This is a genomic window from Actinomadura oligospora ATCC 43269, from assembly GCF_000518265.1.
Taxonomy (GTDB): domain Bacteria; phylum Actinomycetota; class Actinomycetes; order Streptosporangiales; family Streptosporangiaceae; genus Spirillospora; species Spirillospora oligospora.
In genome coordinates, this window is the sequence record NZ_JADG01000009.1 from 19,130 (window position 1) to 34,007 (window position 14,878).

Below are 14,878 nucleotides of genomic sequence, written 5' to 3' on the forward strand. Positions count from 1 at the left end.
ACCCTGGTTTTCGCGTTGTCGCGTGCGCTCACGGGTGCCGGGGGTTGTCGTGGTGCGTGCGATGCCGTCCTGGCCCGCTCGGGGTCGTGTGAGGCCGTCCGGACCTGACCTGACCTGCGCCAACTTCGCGCGGACCCGCTTGGCCGTGGATGTGGCGGGCCGTCCCGCTCGAGCAGGCCGCGTGGCAGCCGGTACGGCCACCGGCGCCAGCAGCGCGACCGCTTGGGCCTACTCGAACGCGGCCACCACCGTCAGGGCGTCGTTCACCAGCCCGGAATCCAGCTGCTGCTTGGCCTGCACGTCGTCCCACGCGATACCCGGTTTGCCCGGGTCGGTGTGGTCATGCGCGAAGCACTCGGCCGCGATCAGCTCGGCGGTGCCCGGCACCGACCGGCCCACCCGGCGGATCGCCGCGATCAGCTGGGTGACGGTGCCGTCAAAGCCTCAGCTGAGTTTTCGAGCGGTACAGGTGGTCGTTGGCCGGATCGGGCCACGCTTTCGATGAACGATTCGCATTCGGCCTACGTGATGAGAGACAGAAGGGCACAGATGCGCCGCATCGGCGGAATTCGGTGACCCGACCCGGCCACCAGTGCAGACTTTCCATGGCCAGGGACATGAATCCACCGCCGGATCGCGGGCCGTATTACTTTCCACACGACAATCGGAGGAGGTTGCATTGAGGATCAAAAGGCATTTCCTGGTATTGGTCGCGGGAGCGGCGGTGTCCCTCACGACCGTTGTGACGGCCCCCGCTGGAGTAGCGACCGCGCCCCCGGGCGAGGGGCCAACGGACCGGCAGATGATCGACGCTTTCCATGACCGATGGGGCGAGACGTCGTTCCGCCCCACCGGAATCGGCAACTGGGAACAGGTGTCGTCGTGGGTACGCGCCGAGCAGTACGTCTTGCCGCCTGGCACCACCGAGTTCACCGACCGGCCGCAGAAGGAGACCGGTCTGGGCCCGCTGAAGCTGCAGGTCTTCACCCGTCAGACGCACAACCGCGCACAGTACGAGATCAGCGAAACGGCTGGGACAGCGGCGAACCCCTTCCCGGTCTTTCGCGGCACTCCGACGTCGATGACCTTCTACAACGCCGCGGGGATCCCCGGGATCCCGCCGGGCGAGATCCAGGAGCGCTGCCGCGCTCTGATGAAGGAGGGCCGAGATTTCCAAGTCTGCCGGATGATCGCCGCCGACGGCTCGATCCGCTACCACGTCAAGGTGCCTGAGGGTAAGCCCGCCGCCGGACTCCCCACGGTGGACGACCTGGTCGGCGCATTCCGCGACCAGTGGGGGCAGAACCGCTTCCAGCCGACGGACGCGACGGCGTGGCACCAGTTCTCGGCCTGGCAGCGGTTCCGCCAGATTCAGTTCCCGCCCGGCACCGACGAATTCACCGGCACGCCCGTGGCAGCCACCCAGCTGCGGCCGTTCGAGGTACGGCTGATGCGCCGCACGGTGCATGGACGGGAGGAGTTCACGGAGGACAGCACAGTCGTGTTGGAGGACGGCCAAGCCCGCGACGATGGGTTCGCCTTCGGTCGGTTCCGCGGCACGCCGGACAACTGGTACTTCTACACCTCACCGACGGAGGGTGTGCCGCTCCCCGGCGCGGAGTACCAGCTCAACCGCAAGCCGATAACGGTAAGCGATGGGACGTTCCTCGTGACGCGCGTCATCACGCCGGTCCACCAGATCTCCTACTACGTCCTGCGCCGAGTGGCCTGATTTGATGTGTCCTTGAATATGCCAGGGACATGACAAACATCCGCCACCACAACAACAGAAAAGGCGAAACAAGGAGACTCATGAAAACGAAAGCCGCTGCGACAACGCTGGCAGTCTTGATGCTGCTCGGCACGACCGCACTGACCGGGACACCGGCCGGCGCCGCACCCGCTGCCGCGGCTACCACGGCATCCGCGAAGCAAGGCGGACCGACCGACAAGCAGATCATGGACGCTTTCCGCGACGAGTGGGGCCAGATCGCCGTCGAACCCACCGGGATCACCGACTGGAAAACGTTCTCCACATGGGACCGGGCGGCACAATACGTCTTCGCGCCAGGCACCGATGAAACCAAAGGAACGCCGAAGGAGGAGACCGATCTCGCGCCGCTGCGACTGGACGTCGTCACCCGTCAGGCACACGACAAGGCCGAATACCAAGTGAGGGAGACCGCCGACAACCCCGACGGCACACAGACCCTCAACTATTACCCCATCTTCAGCGGTACCCCGAAAGCGATGACCTTCTACAACGCCGCTGGCATACCAGGCCTGCCGGCCGGCGAGATCCAGCAGACCTGCCGTGACGTCGCCTCGTCCGGCGAGCACTTCCTGGCCTGCCGGATGGTCCCCTCCGACGGGTCGATCCGCTACCAGATCAAGGTCAGGTCAGGCAGTCCGGCCAGCGACCCGCCCAGCATCGGAATGGTCATGCACGCCTTCCGCGACCAGTGGGGCATCACCACCTTCACCCCAACCGGCGCTACCGCCTGGAAGCCCATCTCGCAGTGGGAGCGCTTCAAGCTCTTCAGTTTCGCCGAGGGCGACAACGAGTTCGCCGGCACCCCTGTGGACTCCGATCCCGCCACCCTCAGGGGCCTCACCCTGTGGATGATGACCCGCACGGTCAACGGCGAACGGCAGTTCATGGAACGGGGCCTTGCCGTCCCTGAACCCGGCACGACCCGCGAGGACGGGTTCGCCTTCGGCCGTTTCAGCGGGGGCCCGACCGACTGGTTCATCAACGACGACAGCTCGGACCCATTCTTCGGTGAATACCGACAGCACCGAAAGGTCGTCACCATCAACGGCCAGGACCTGCTCGTCGACCGGACTCTCATCCCTGAGGCGGACGGCAGCCACAGCATCACCTACTACGCGTTGAGGCCAAGCAGCTAGACGCCGACCCGGTCTGCGGAGTGCAGCCAGGCAGCACCGTCACGGTCCACGGGTGAATCCTCTCGCCCTGGCAGCTAAAGGTTGTCCCGTAACGGGGACGACCTTTAGCTTTCGATGAGCTACGAAAAGTCCTGAAGGCCTTCAACTGATCGATCCGTAGTTCCTCAGGATTCGGGACGGGGTGGGTCGCGTTGGACGGCGACGTGACAAGGAAGTGCATGGCGGGGCAAGAGCGTGCAATCCCTGCCCGAGCGGAGGCGCTTGCTCGTCACTCGACCCGCCGCCAAGCAGGAGTGAGTTAGGTCGTCTGCCTGTTCGTCCCGCGGCTTCTGGGGCCGGTCCGGACCGTCCGAGCTAACTGCCTTCGGTGAGCTGACTCGGCTAACTTCTACGTGCCAACTGGCCGAGGATGCCTCAAGCGCGGCAAGTTGGTTTCCAACTGGGGTTGGGTCGCTCCGCGCCCCTCGAGCGGTCGAGGAGCTTCAGCTCCGGGAGAACCTGGGTTTTCCTCTCTCCGGGCCTGGTGGCGAGTCCAGAGCCACCGCTACCAGCCGCCGTCGTCCCCGCCGAACTGCGCATGAAGTAGGTCCGCGGCATCCGCGCTCATCCGGGCCGCGCCGCGCATCATCGGCAGGACGGCGCCGCCCTCGACGCCGCGACGCTGTGGGTCGCCTCCCTTCAGGTGCCGTCCCTGGCGACCAAGGTGCTGGAGGTGTTCGACTGTTCTGTCCCCGGTTCACGCGCCGTCTTCAATCGTGAATGGCACCCAGCTTGGAGCCCCACGTGATGAACGCCCTGTGTGCTGCTGTCCTGCGCGGCGTCGGTCGACGGCTACATCGACGACGCCACCGAAGAGCGCCTGCTGCTGTCGAACGACGAGGACTTCGACCGCGTCGACGACGTCCGCGCCAGCGTGGACGCGATCCTGGTCGGAGCCAACACCATCCGCAAGGACAACCCGCCTGCTCGTTCGAAGTGAGGACCGTCGACAGTCCCGCAGTGACCGTGGCCTGCCCGAAAGCCCTCTCGAGGTCACCTTCACCGCCCGCGGGGACCTCGCCCCCGACGCCAGGTCCTCCGCCGCCGGTGACCTCGACAAGATCGTCTCATGCGCCAGCCCCGCCGTCGACAAAGCCCGCGAGCGGCTCAACCAAGTCGCCACCGTCATCGACGCCGGCGACCTGCTCGACCTGAACCCCTCCTGCGCGACCTCGCCGACCGCGGCGTCAAGCGGCTCATGGTCGAAGGCGGCGGCACCGTCCACACCCGATTCCTCACCGCCGGACTGGCCGACGAGCTCCACCTGGTCGGTGCACCGTTCTTCGTCGGCTCCCCCTACGCCCCGCGCTTCGTCGCTCCGTGGTCGCTCGGTGGTTGCGGTAGCGGAGGCCGGAGGGCGACACGGGACAGCACATAAAGCGGCGCGTACGTGAACGTGATGACACGATCCGGCACGGCCACGGCCCCGCCGATAGGGTCCCGGACCACTTCCGGACACGTCCATAGCTAGGGTTGTGGACCTGTCCGGAAGATCCGAGGCACCTCAATCACCCCAGGCTGGTACGGACACCGCATCCTCTGCAAAGGCAGCGAGAAGCTCCAGGGACGAGGAAGCGGCTTCCCCGAGGGACTCGAGCAGTACCTTCTGCAACTGTGGCCAGCCTGAGCCACAGACGAACAAGATGCCCCGCGCCCGGCACGAGAGCGCAGGGCGCCTCTTTAATCCGTAGGTTGTGGGTTCGAGTCCCACGCGACCCACCTGTTGGACCTGGGCGAACGCGAATGTGTTGCGTTGCCCAGCGTCACTTTCGGGCCGTGTCGCCGCCCTGGCAGCCGGATACGACCCTCCACCGGCGCCCGACTACCCCAGACCATCCGCCTCCACGACGGCCGCGGGCACGTGAGGCTGGCAAACGGCTCAGCGCGGCGAGCGAGGAAACTCGTGCTATTCGGTGTTCTCGCGTGGTGACAGCCCCTCCCCGACCGGGACAGTGTCCCCGCGGGGGTCGACGGCGGCTGAGGCGTGCAGGCTCAGCCACACTCGTCCGCCGGGAGCGGACGGCGCAACAGCTTCCGGGCGAGCCGCACGGTCGTTGCGGCGGTCTCGCTCACGTCGGCGCCGATGAGCTCCACCGAACGGTCCGGCGATGACGAGTTGGCGTTGTGCCCCTGAGCGGTCCGCACCCGTTGTCCGGGCCTTGGGCGGACTGGCCGTCGGCGTTGCGTTGGCGAGTGCCTGTGGCATGCGACTGAGAAGGAGTTGCCGTTCCTGTTTGGTCGGTGCGAGTCCGGCCGCGCGCTCGAGCTCGGCTGCGGCCTCGGCGTGGCGGTCAAGTCGGGTGAGGATGTCGCCGCGCACCGCGTCAGCAGGTGGCAGCCCGGCCATCTGGCGGTCGGCGAGCAGGGGGTGCGTCGTGGCGAGTGCGGCTTCGGGTCCGTCGACGTGGAGTACGGCGACCGCGCGCTTAGCTCCGCTGCATGGCGGGTCGCGGTCGACGTCCTGGCACCTGCGAACCTCGGGACCTCGCCGAGACGGCTCTAGAGTTACGTGGAGGGCAGCATCTGGAGGAGGTCCCATTCGTTTTCGGCTACGCGGCGGCCGAGGGCGGCTAGTTCGACGGAGCGCTCGGCGGCCTGGCGGTGACGTTCGGTCTGGACGACGCAGAGGATGCCCCAGCGGGCGGTGCCGAACATCTCCCACCAGTGCAGCGCGTCGCGGTCCACGGGGCCGCCGCCCGCGCGCTCGTAGCCGGACACCAGGTCGTCGTAGGCGCCGAAACCGCCGACCGGCGCGCCCGCGCCGAACCGCCACGCCTTCACGCACAGCCAGCCGAGGTCCTCGAGCGGGTCACCGAGGTGCGCCAGCTCCCAGTCCAGGACGGCGCGGACGCCGTCCGGGCCGATGATCAGGTTCCCGTTCCGGAAGTCGCCGTGGACCACGACCCGCGGACGCGCCGGAGGACGGTTCCGGTCGAGCCATCGCAGCGCGAACTCCAGCGCCGGATAGGGCTCCGGCGCCGCCGCCAGGATCTCCCGCCAGACGTCGAGCTGATCGCCCGCGTCCAGGCCGGGCACCTCGTCCGCCGGGACGCGGTGGACGGCCGCGAGGATCTCCCCACAGCGCGCCGCCAGCCGGGGACGGACGTCCGCGAGCGCCGGATCGCGCAGGATCCGGCGCGGGATCGTCTCCCCCTCGATCCGCTCCATGACCACGAACTCGACGCCGAGCGGACCGTCCTCGCCGCCCGCCGCGAGCACCTCGGGGCCGGGCACGCCGACGCGGGCCCCGGCCCTGATCAGCGCCGCCTCCCGCACCAGCGGCACGCTCGCGGACGCGCCGGGCGTCCCCAGCCGCAGGATCAGCGGGACCACCGCCCCGTCGCCGTCAACGACCTCGAACCCGCAGGTCACCCGGGACGCGCCGCTCCCATCCCGGCGCAGCCCACGCACCCGCGCGCCGGGCCCGAACCGCTCTTGCAGTACCTCGCCCAAGGGGCCGGCCAGCCGCTCAAGGTCCATGCGGGCCATCCTGACATCGGCTCTCGTGGAACATCAGTCCCCGGCGGACGTCAGTCCCGGCGGACGTCAGCCCTCGAAGACGCGGCCGGCGAAGTCGCCGGGCAGCCCGTCCAGGATCAGGTCGGCGAGGGTGTCGACGACGGTCTCCCTCGGCACCTCGGCGGTGTGGTCGAGCCACCAGTCGCCCGCCGTCTGCACCATCCCGACGACCGCGTGCCCCCACACGTACGCGCGGACGGTGTCGTCCAGCTCGCCCTCGGCCACCATCACCTCGGCCAGCGCCCGGCCCAGCTCGCGGATGATCGTGCTCATCGCGCTGTGCGTCGCCGCGTCCTCGGCGCTCGCCCGGTGCATGAGGAACCGGTAGAGGTTCAGGTTCGACGAGACCATCGTCAGGTAGGTGTCGATCGTCGTGCGGGTGCGGTCGCGCACCGGCGCCGCGCGGGAGAACTCCGCGCGGACGCCCTCGACGAGCTTGCGCGCGTGCCGCTCGGCGAGCGCCTGGTACAGGCCGCTCTTGTCGCCGAAGTGGCGGTACAGGATGGGCTTGCTGATCCCCGCCTCGGCCGCGATGGCGGCCATCGACGCCTCCGGCCCCTCCCGCTGGATCACCCGGTCGGCGGCCTCCAGCAGCGCGCGCCGCCGCCCGGGATCGCGCCCCGCGCCCCGCCCCGAAATCCCGTCAACCCTGGTCATCGTGCGGCCACCCTACGGCACGTAGGCAACCCCCGCCCGCCCGGCGAGCCGGGAACGTGTACCCATGTCCGCGACACACGAAACATCAAGTGATCGACTCCTTGCTCTGCGTGCACCACGGCCATAGTTTCGGGGCGATCCCTCCACCGTCTGCCGAATATCAAGAGGTGAACCGACAATGCCGGCGGAACCGTCCAGCGTCAGCGTGCTCCAGCGCGTCGAACTGTGCGACACCGACGTCACCGGGCACTATCACCACTCGACGGTGATCCGGTGGGTCGAGTCGGCCGAGCAGACGCTCCTGCACCGGCTCGGCCTGGACCACCTGCCCGTCATGCCCCGGGTCAACTACACCGCCAGCTACCGCCGCCGCCTCTGGCGGCACGAGGTGGTCGAGACCCTCCTCCGGGTCGAGCGTCTGGGCCGCACCTCCCTCAGTTACGAGTTCGAGGTGCGCAGCGGCGAGGACGGCCCGTGCGTCGACGGCTCGCTCACCGTCGTCAAGGTCGCCCCCTTCACCGGCGAACCGCTGGTCTGGGAGCACGAGGAGCGCGAGCTGCTCCTCCGCTCGGGCAACCAGGAGGGCGACTTCCTGCGTCCGGGCGCCCAGCTCGTCCCCGCCGACGGCGACCCGAGCACCCTCCCCATGCCCCGCCCCGCCGGCGACCACTGGGGCATCGGCTTCGGCTGATCCCGGGCCGCCAGAAAGGAGTCCCCCAGAGGCCGGTGCCCCCACCCGGGAGCACCGGCCGCCCCATGTCCCGAGCGCACGGGCCCGGAAATCCGGTTTGCGCATTTCCTACTAAACCGACAGACTTGGTGGAGATTTGGATCGTTCCTAGGGAGATGCCATGCGCCCGCTGCGGGCTATTGTGACCACCGCCGCCGTCCTCGCCGTCGCCACCGGGCTCTCCGCGTGTGGCGGTGGCGGGTCGAAGTCCTCGGGGTCCACGTCGACCACGGCGGCCTCCGGCGCATCGTACAAGCTGCTGAAGTCCGGGGTCCTTCGGGTCGGGACGCTGACCGACGCGCCGCCGAACGTCTACCTGAAGGACGGGAGGTTCACCGGCTTCGACAACGACCTGCTGACCGCGGTCGCCGCGAAGATCGGCCTGAAGGTGGACTTCGCCGGGACCGACTTCTCCGCGCTGCTGAGCCAGGTCGCGACGCACAAGTTCGACGTCGGCAGCTCCTCGATCACCATCACCGAGGCGCGGAAGAAGACCGCGCTCTTCACCAACGGCTACGACTTCGGATACCTCGGACTGGACGTCCCGGCCGGTTCGGCGCTCAAGAGCTTCGACGAGCTCAAGGGCAAGCGGGTCGTCGTCGTGCAGGGCACCGTGCAGGACGACTTCGCGACCGGGCACGGGTTCGACCCGGTCCGGGTGCCGGACTACAACAGCGCGCTCAACCAGCTGAAGACCAAGACCGCCGAGGCATGGATCTCTCCGGCCGAGATCGGGGAGAAGACCGCCAAGGACAGCGACGGCAAGGTCGTCCTGGTCAGCAAGCAGCTCAGCCCGACGCCGACCGCGTTCGCGGTGGCCAAGGACAACCCGGCGCTCGCGGCGGCCCTCAACAAGGGGCTGGACCAGGTCATCGCGGACGGCACCTGGACGCGCCTGGAGCAGCAGTACTTCCCGGGCCGGCAGATCCCCGCCGGCTTCAAGCCGGGTAGCGGCTCGGTCGCACTGCCCGAATGAACGAGATCTGGGACACCTTCTTCGACCTGGAGTCGATGAGGCGGGCGTTCGGCGACATGGTGACCACCGGGTTGCCGAACACGCTGATCCTGTCGTTCTCCTCCGCCCTGCTCGGGACGCTGCTCGGCATGGTCCTCGCGCTCTGCGGTATCGCCCGGACCCGCTGGCTGCGCTGGCCGGCCCGGGTCTACACCGACGCGTTCCGCGGGCTGCCCGCGGTGGTGACGATCCTGCTCATCGGGGTCGGGCTGGCCCCGACGGGCATGTCGCTGTGGGGCCCCGACCCGTACCCGCTGGGCATCCTGGCGCTGTCACTGATCGCCGCCGCCTACATCGGGGAGATCTTCCGGTCCGGGATCCAGAGCGTGGAGCCCGGGCAACTGGAGGCGGCGCGGGCGCTGGGCCTCACCTACCGCACCGCGATGCTGCTGGTGGTGGTTCCGCAGGGCGTACGGCGGATCCTGCCCGGATGGGTCAACCAGCTCATCGCGTTGCTCAAGGACAGCAGCCTGATCTACTTCCTCGGCCTGGCGGCGGGGCAGCGCGAGCTGTTCCGGATCGGCCAGGACGCGGCGGCCAACACCGGCAACGAATCGGCCCTGGTGCTGGCCGGGCTGTTCTACCTGGCGCTGACGGTGCCGCTCACGCACGCCGTCAACTTCATCGACCGGCGGCTGCGCGACGGCCGTCCCGTCGCCGAGGAGGCCGAGGAATCCGGGGAAGCAATCGAGGCGCTGACGGAGGTGCGGCGATGACGTTCGAGGCGGTCGGGCTGGCTGCCCGCGACATCCACGTGACGCTCGGCGGCACCGCGGTGCTCCGGGGCGTGGATCTGGACGTGGGCGCGGGTGAGGTGGTCTGCCTGATCGGGCCGTCCGGGTCCGGCAAGTCGACGTTCCTGCGCACCGTCAACCGCCTGATCGAGCCGGACTCCGGCGACATCCTGCTGGACGGGCACAGCGTGCTGGACCATGATCCCGACTGGCTGCGCAGGCGGGTCGGGATGGTCTTCCAGCAGTTCAACCTGTTCCCGCATCTGAGCGTCCTGCGCAACATCACGCTGCCGCTGCGCAGGGTCAGAGGCCTGAGCCAGGACGAGGCGGTCGAGATCGCCCGGGACCGGCTGGAGCTGGTCGGTCTCGCGCACAAGGCTGGCGTCCGTCCCGGACGGTTGTCCGGGGGCCAGCAGCAGCGTGTCGCGATCGCCCGGGCGCTGGCCCTCGATCCTCAGGTGATGCTGTTCGACGAGGCGACCTCCGCGCTCGACCCCGAGCTGGTCAAGGGGGTGCTCGCGCTGATGGGCGATCTGGCGGGGGAAGGCATGACGATGGTGGTCGTCACCCACGAGATGGGGTTCGCCAGGGAGGTCGCCGACTCGGTGGTCTTCCTCGACCACGGGGTCGCGGTGGAGACCGGGCCACCCGAGCGGATCTTCGAGACTCCGGAGAACCCGCGACTCAGGAGATTCCTGGCCGACGTCCTGTAGAGGCGACGCACGGTCCCGAACGGGATCTCCCAGCGCTCGTCCTCGGCCGCATGATGATCTCCGGCAGGCCGAGGACGAGCGTCCGCAGTGGTTCTGAGCTGGGGAAACGTCAGCGGACGGGGAGGCCGGTTACGGTGCGGCCGATGACGAGGCGCTGGATCTCGCTGGTGCCCTCGAAGATGGTGAAGATCTTGCTGTCGCGGTGCATGCGCTCGACGGGGTACTCGCGGGTGTAGCCGTTGCCGCCGAGGATCTGGATGGCGTCCTCGGTGACGCGGACGGCGGCCTCGGAGGCCATGAGCTTGGCCATGGAGCCCTCGGCGCTGGTGAAGTCCTTGCCGTTGCGGGCCATCCAGGCGGCGCGCCAGACCATGAGGCGGGCGGCGTCGACCTGGCACTTCATGTCGGCGAGCTTGAAGGCGATCGCCTGGAAGTCGCCGATCTTGCGGCCGAACTGCTCGCGCTCGGTGGCGTACTGGAGGGCGTAGTCGTAGCCGGCGCGGGCGACGCCGACGGCCATCGCGCCCACGGTGGGACGGGTGGTCTCGAAGGTCTTCATCGCGGCCTGGCCCTTGGCGCTCTTGCCCTCGCGGACGCGGGCGATGCGGGCGTCGAACTTCTCCTTGCCGCCGACCACGAGGTTCCCCGGGATGCGCACGTCGTCGAGGACGACCTCGGCGGTGTGGGACGCGCGGATGCCGTGCTTCTTGAACTTCTGGCCCTGGCGCAGGCCGGGGGTGTTCGGCGGGACGATGAAGCTGGCCTGGCCGCGGCTGCCGAGGTCGGGGTGGACGGACGCGACGACCACGTGGACGTCGGCGATGCCGCCGTTGGTGGCCCAGGTCTTGGTGCCGTTCAGCACCCACTCGTCCTTGGCCTGGTCGTAGACGGCGCGGGCGCGGATCGCGCCGACGTCGGAGCCGGCGTCCGGCTCGGAGGCGCAGAACGCGCCGAGCTTGACGTCGTCGGCGGTGCCGAACATCTGCGGCACCCACTCGGCGATCTGCTCGGGGGTGCCGGTGGCGGCGACGGAGGCGGCGGCGAGGCCGGTGCCGACGATCGACAGCGCGATGCCCGCGTCACCCCAGAACAGCTCCTCGAAGGCGACCGGGATGCCGAGGCCGGTGGGCTCCAGCCACTGGGTGGCGAAGAAGTCCAGGGAGTACAGGCCGACCTTGGCCGCCTCCTGGATGATCGGCCAGGGGGTCTCCTCGCGCTCGTCCCACTCCTCGGCGGCGGGGCGGATGACGTCGCGGGCGAACTCGTGCACCCAGTTCTTGACCTCGGAGAGGTCCTCACTGAGCTCCAACGAGAACGGTGTCGCCTCGGTGTCGGACATCGTTATTGACCCTTCCTCCAATATCAACTGTTACCCACGGTAGCACCATCCTGCGTTACCGCGGGTAACAGGTGGCCGGGGTCACATGACGAAACGCCCGCCGGAACCTCCGTGTCAAGGTTCCGACGGGCGTTTTCCCAGGTTCGTGGCGACTATTCGGCGGCGTGCTTGTCCAGGAACGCGTAGACGTCCGCCTCGTCCACGCCGGGGAACGCGCCGGGCGGCAGGACCGACAGGACGTGCGAGTGCGCGCGGGCGGACGGCCAGGCCATCCCTTCCCAGCGTTCGGCCAGCTCACGCGGCGGACGCTGGCAGCAGTCGCCGTCCGGGCAGGCCGACTTGACCCGGTTGGTGGTCTCGCGGCCACGGAACCAGCGGGAGTCCTCGAACTTCACGCCGAGCGTGATGGCGAAGTCGCGCTCGTGCGAGGGGTCGATGTGGGACAGGCACCAGTACGTCCCCGTCGGGGTGTCGGTGTACTGGTAGTAGACCGAGAACCGGTCGGCGGCGCCGAAGACGTGGCGTCCGGCCCACTGGCGGCACATCCGCTGGCCCTCGATCGCGCCGTCCTCGTCCTGCGGGAAGACCAGGCCGTCGTTGGCGTAGGCCTTGTAGATCGTGCCGTTCTCGTCGTTCTTGGTGAAGTGCAGCTGCAGGTCGAGGTGGTGGGTCGCCATGTTGGTGAACCGGTGCGCGGCCATCTCGTAGGACACCGAGAACACGTCGGCCAGGTCCTCCACCGACAGCTCGCGGGCCTGCTTGGCCTCCGACAGGAACGGGACGACGGCCCGCTCGGGCATGAGGATCGCCGCGCCGAAGTAGTTGGCCTCGACGCGCTGCCGCAGGAAGTCGGCGAAGTCGCGGGGCTGGTCGTGGTCGAGCGCGATGTGCCCGAGGGTCTGGAGCAGGATCGTGCGCGGCGTGTGCATGCCGAGCTGCTCGCGCTCCAGGTAGATCCGCCGGTTCCGCAGGTCGGTGATGGACCGGACGGACCGGGGCAGGTCGCGGACGTACTGGAGGCTGAACCCGAAGTGGCCGACCAGGCCCATCAGCATGCCCTGGGAGACCGCGCCGCTGCGGTAGCCGACCGCGTCGAGGGTCTGGGCCGCGACCCGCTCGATCTCGCCGAAGTAGTTGCCGCGCTCGTGCATCTGGCGGCGCAGCTCGGCGTTGGCCTTGCGGGCCTCCTCCGGGGACGCGGTGGGCTTGGTGTGCGAGCGCCGCAGCTCCCCGAACAGGGCGAGGATGTGCTCGAGGATCTCGTTCGGCATCCGCTTGCCGATCTTGAGGTGCGGCAGGCCGAGCCGCCGGTAGAGCGGGTCGCGCTGGGCCTCCTCCAGCGCGATCTCCAGCTGGGCTCGGCGGGACGGCGGCTGGCGGCGCAGCAGCTCCTCGACCGGGACCTCCAGCGCGTTCGCCAGCGCCTGCAGCAGCGACAGTTTCGGCTCGCGCCGCCCGTTCTCCAGCAGGGACAGCTGGGACGGCGCGCGGCCGACCCGCTCACCGAGGTCGGCGAGCGTCATCCCGCGGCTGCGCCGGAGATGGCGGAGCCGCTGCCCGAAGGTGACGAGATCTACGTCACTCGTCAAGTTAAGGGGTTCTTCTGGCCGCAAGGTCGTCACGGCTTCATCATAGCGAAAATTCGGCAGAAGTTTCGTCGTTCTGGGCCCCTTTTGTCGGGTTCGCCGGGGGCATAGTCGAGGCAAGCACCCAGGGGACGACATCCCCGGGGCGGTTCGGCCCCGGTCGGTTCCGTCCCGTCCCGGGCTTATGGAAGGGCAAGAACGATGAGCGAAGGTCGCCTCAAGGGCGCAGCGGACGAGCTGCGGCGGCAGTGGAGCACCGACCAGCGGTGGCAGGGCGTCGAGCGGACCTACACGGCCGAGGACGTCATCAAGCTGCGGGGTTCGGTGCAGGAGGAGCACACTCTCGCCCGTCTCGGCGCCGAGCGCCTGTGGAAGCTGCTGCACGAAGAGGACTACGTCCACTCGCTCGGCGCGCTCACCGGCATGCAGGCCGTCCAGCAGGTGAAGGCCGGGCTCAAGGCCATCTACCTGTCCGGCTGGCAGGTCGCCGCCGACGCCAATCTGGCCGGCCAGACCTACCCCGACCAGAGCATCTACCCGGCCAACTCGGTCCCGGCCGTGGTCCGCCGCATCAACAACGCGCTGCTGCGCGCCGACCAGGTGCAGTGGAGCGAGGACTCGGGCGACGTCCACTACCTCGCCCCGATCGTCGCCGACGCCGAGGCCGGGTTCGGCGGCGTGCTCAACGCCTTCGAGCTGATGAAGGGCATGATCGCCGCCGGTGCGGCGGGCGTGCACTGGGAGGACCAGCTGGCCTCCGAGAAGAAGTGCGGCCACCTGGGCGGCAAGGTCCTCATCCCGACCTCGCAGCACGTCAAGACGCTGAACACCGCGCGCCTGGCCGCGGACATCGCCGGCGTCCCGTCCCTGATCATCGCGCGGACCGACGCCGAGGCCGCGACCCTGATCACGACCGACGTGGACGAGCGCGACCGCGAGTTCATCACCGGCGAGCGCACCGCCGAGGGCTTCTACCACGTGAAGAACGGCATCGAGCCGTGCATCGCCCGCGCCAAGGCCTACGCGCCGTACTCCGACCTCATCTGGATGGAGACCGGCACCCCGGACCTGGAGCAGGCCCGCAGGTTCGCCGAGGCGGTCAAGGCCGAGTACCCCGACCAGATGCTCGCCTACAACTGCTCGCCGTCCTTCAACTGGAAGCAGCACCTGGACGACGCGACCATCGCCAAGTTCCAGCGCGAGCTCGGCCACATGGGCTTCAAGTTCCAGTTCATCACCCTGGCCGGCTTCCACGCCCTCAACCACGGCATGTTCGACCTGGCCTACGGCTACGCCCGCGAGGGCATGACCGCCTACGTCGAGCTGCAGGAGCGCGAGTTCGCGTCGGTCGAGCGCGGCTTCACCGCCGTCAAGCACCAGCGCGAGTCGGGCACCGGCTACTTCGACATGGTCAGCACCGCGATCTCGCCGGACTCCTCCACCACCGCGCTGAAGGGCTCCACCGAAGAGGCGCAGTTCCACTAAACCGCGTCACCGGGTCGTCCCCCCAACACCCGTGACGGGCCGGTCGACACGGCCCCACCGGGCCGGCCGCGAGGCCGGCCCGGTCGATCGGCCCACCGGCCGTGGTCGCCCCCACGGCCGTCCCGCGGCAGAAGGCCCCCTCCGTCCTACA

General features: G+C 69.0%; 15 protein-coding genes and 1 pseudogene. 10 read left to right on the forward strand and 6 right to left on the reverse strand.

The window, feature by feature from the left end; translation table 11 throughout:
* Window positions 1-255: 255 nt before the first annotated feature.
* Window positions 256-432, reverse strand: a pseudogene (locus P696_RS55905) (IS5/IS1182 family transposase); the annotation flags it as partial.
* A gap of 370 nt (window positions 433-802) precedes the next feature.
* On the opposite strand from P696_RS55905, the gene P696_RS0114330 reads away from it, so the two are divergent.
* The 4 genes from P696_RS0114330 to P696_RS59295 all read left to right on the forward strand — a co-directional run bounded on the left by P696_RS0114330 (window position 803) and on the right by P696_RS59295 (window position 4,327).
* On the forward strand, window positions 803-1,732 hold the full coding sequence (locus P696_RS0114330; protein WP_157429710.1) for a hypothetical protein: 930 nt from the start codon (window positions 803-805) through the stop codon (window positions 1,730-1,732).
* 80 nt (window positions 1,733-1,812) lie between these two features.
* Window positions 1,813-2,910, forward strand: a complete 1,098-nt coding sequence (locus tag P696_RS0114335; protein ID WP_157429711.1) for a hypothetical protein — start codon at window positions 1,813-1,815, stop codon at window positions 2,908-2,910.
* 799 nt (window positions 2,911-3,709) lie between these two features.
* Complete coding sequence (locus tag P696_RS58100) at window positions 3,710-3,889, forward strand: dihydrofolate reductase family protein (RefSeq protein WP_026412881.1); 180 nt, start codon at window positions 3,710-3,712, stop codon at window positions 3,887-3,889.
* A 258-nt stretch (window positions 3,890-4,147) separates the two neighbouring features.
* Window positions 4,148-4,327, forward strand: coding sequence for a dihydrofolate reductase family protein (locus tag P696_RS59295; protein ID WP_026412882.1), 180 nt, complete (start codon window positions 4,148-4,150; stop codon window positions 4,325-4,327).
* A gap of 614 nt (window positions 4,328-4,941) precedes the next feature.
* Here P696_RS59295 and P696_RS55910 read toward each other — a convergent pair.
* Entirely contained in the window at window positions 4,942-5,094 is a 153-nt protein-coding gene (locus P696_RS55910) for a hypothetical protein (RefSeq protein WP_157429712.1), read from the reverse strand.
* Window positions 5,095-5,170: 76 nt separating this feature from the next.
* On the opposite strand from P696_RS55910, the gene P696_RS0114360 reads away from it, so the two are divergent.
* Window positions 5,171-5,452, forward strand: a complete 282-nt coding sequence (locus P696_RS0114360; RefSeq protein WP_026412883.1) for a hypothetical protein — start codon at window positions 5,171-5,173, stop codon at window positions 5,450-5,452.
* Between the two features lie 2 nt (window positions 5,453-5,454).
* On the opposite strand, the gene P696_RS0114365 is transcribed toward P696_RS0114360, so the two are convergent.
* Window positions 5,455-6,429 carry a phosphotransferase family protein gene (locus P696_RS0114365; RefSeq protein ID WP_051467714.1) on the reverse strand — a complete coding sequence of 325 codons (975 nt, stop codon included), beginning with the start codon at window positions 6,427-6,429 and terminating at the stop codon, window positions 5,455-5,457.
* A 66-nt stretch (window positions 6,430-6,495) separates the two neighbouring features.
* Window positions 6,496-7,125, reverse strand: a complete 630-nt coding sequence (locus P696_RS0114370) for a TetR family transcriptional regulator (RefSeq protein WP_051467592.1) — start codon at window positions 7,123-7,125, stop codon at window positions 6,496-6,498.
* Window positions 7,126-7,303: 178 nt separating this feature from the next.
* On the opposite strand from P696_RS0114370, the gene P696_RS45465 reads away from it, so the two are divergent.
* From P696_RS45465 to P696_RS0114390, 4 genes are all read left to right on the forward strand, one after another.
* Window positions 7,304-7,816, forward strand: a complete 513-nt coding sequence (locus tag P696_RS45465; RefSeq protein ID WP_034484953.1) for an acyl-CoA thioesterase — start codon at window positions 7,304-7,306, stop codon at window positions 7,814-7,816.
* 160 nt (window positions 7,817-7,976) lie between these two features.
* Window positions 7,977-8,831, forward strand: coding sequence for an ABC transporter substrate-binding protein (locus tag P696_RS0114380; RefSeq protein ID WP_026412886.1), 855 nt, complete (start codon window positions 7,977-7,979; stop codon window positions 8,829-8,831).
* Entirely contained in the window at window positions 8,828-9,586 is a 759-nt protein-coding gene (locus P696_RS0114385; RefSeq protein ID WP_026412887.1) for an amino acid ABC transporter permease, read from the forward strand. Before P696_RS0114380 ends, P696_RS0114385 begins: the two co-directional genes overlap by 4 nt.
* Window positions 9,583-10,317, forward strand: coding sequence for an amino acid ABC transporter ATP-binding protein (locus tag P696_RS0114390; protein ID WP_026412888.1), 735 nt, complete (start codon window positions 9,583-9,585; stop codon window positions 10,315-10,317). The genes P696_RS0114385 and P696_RS0114390 overlap by 4 nt, the downstream gene beginning before the upstream one ends.
* 109 nt (window positions 10,318-10,426) lie before the next feature.
* On the opposite strand, the gene P696_RS0114395 is transcribed toward P696_RS0114390, so the two are convergent.
* Both P696_RS0114395 and P696_RS0114400 read right to left on the reverse strand, forming a co-directional pair.
* Window positions 10,427-11,656: an acyl-CoA dehydrogenase family protein gene (locus P696_RS0114395; protein ID WP_026412889.1), complete on the reverse strand. Its 1,230-nt coding sequence runs from the start codon at window positions 11,654-11,656 to the stop codon at window positions 10,427-10,429.
* A 152-nt stretch (window positions 11,657-11,808) separates the two neighbouring features.
* Window positions 11,809-13,245, reverse strand: a complete 1,437-nt coding sequence (locus tag P696_RS0114400) for a helix-turn-helix domain-containing protein (protein WP_026412890.1) — start codon at window positions 13,243-13,245, stop codon at window positions 11,809-11,811.
* A 198-nt stretch (window positions 13,246-13,443) separates the two neighbouring features.
* On the opposite strand from P696_RS0114400, the gene aceA reads away from it, so the two are divergent.
* Window positions 13,444-14,727, forward strand: coding sequence for an isocitrate lyase (gene aceA, locus P696_RS0114405; RefSeq protein WP_026412891.1), 1,284 nt, complete (start codon window positions 13,444-13,446; stop codon window positions 14,725-14,727).
* Window positions 14,728-14,878 lie beyond the last annotated feature (151 nt).

Excerpts from the sequence above, each read along its gene's own strand:
- P696_RS0114380 (WP_026412886.1), top strand. The coding sequence starts at position 7,977 with ATGCGCCCGCTGCGGGCTATTGTGACCACCGCCGCCGTCCTCGCCGTC.
- P696_RS0114330 (WP_157429710.1), top strand. The coding sequence starts at position 803 with ATGATCGACGCTTTCCATGACCGATGGGGCGAGACGTCGTTCCGCCCC.
- P696_RS0114365 (WP_051467714.1), bottom strand. The coding sequence starts at position 6,429 with ATGGACCTTGAGCGGCTGGCCGGCCCCTTGGGCGAGGTACTGCAAGAG.
- P696_RS0114385 (WP_026412887.1), top strand. The coding sequence starts at position 8,828 with ATGAACGAGATCTGGGACACCTTCTTCGACCTGGAGTCGATGAGGCGG.
- P696_RS59295 (WP_026412882.1), top strand. The coding sequence starts at position 4,148 with ATGGTCGAAGGCGGCGGCACCGTCCACACCCGATTCCTCACCGCCGGA.
- P696_RS45465 (WP_034484953.1), top strand. The coding sequence starts at position 7,304 with ATGCCGGCGGAACCGTCCAGCGTCAGCGTGCTCCAGCGCGTCGAACTG.
- P696_RS0114390 (WP_026412888.1), top strand. The coding sequence starts at position 9,583 with ATGACGTTCGAGGCGGTCGGGCTGGCTGCCCGCGACATCCACGTGACG.
- P696_RS0114335 (WP_157429711.1), top strand. The coding sequence starts at position 1,813 with ATGAAAACGAAAGCCGCTGCGACAACGCTGGCAGTCTTGATGCTGCTC.
- P696_RS0114395 (WP_026412889.1), bottom strand. The coding sequence starts at position 11,656 with ATGTCCGACACCGAGGCGACACCGTTCTCGTTGGAGCTCAGTGAGGAC.
- P696_RS0114370 (WP_051467592.1), bottom strand. The coding sequence starts at position 7,125 with ATGACCAGGGTTGACGGGATTTCGGGGCGGGGCGCGGGGCGCGATCCC.
- aceA (WP_026412891.1), top strand. The coding sequence starts at position 13,444 with ATGAGCGAAGGTCGCCTCAAGGGCGCAGCGGACGAGCTGCGGCGGCAG.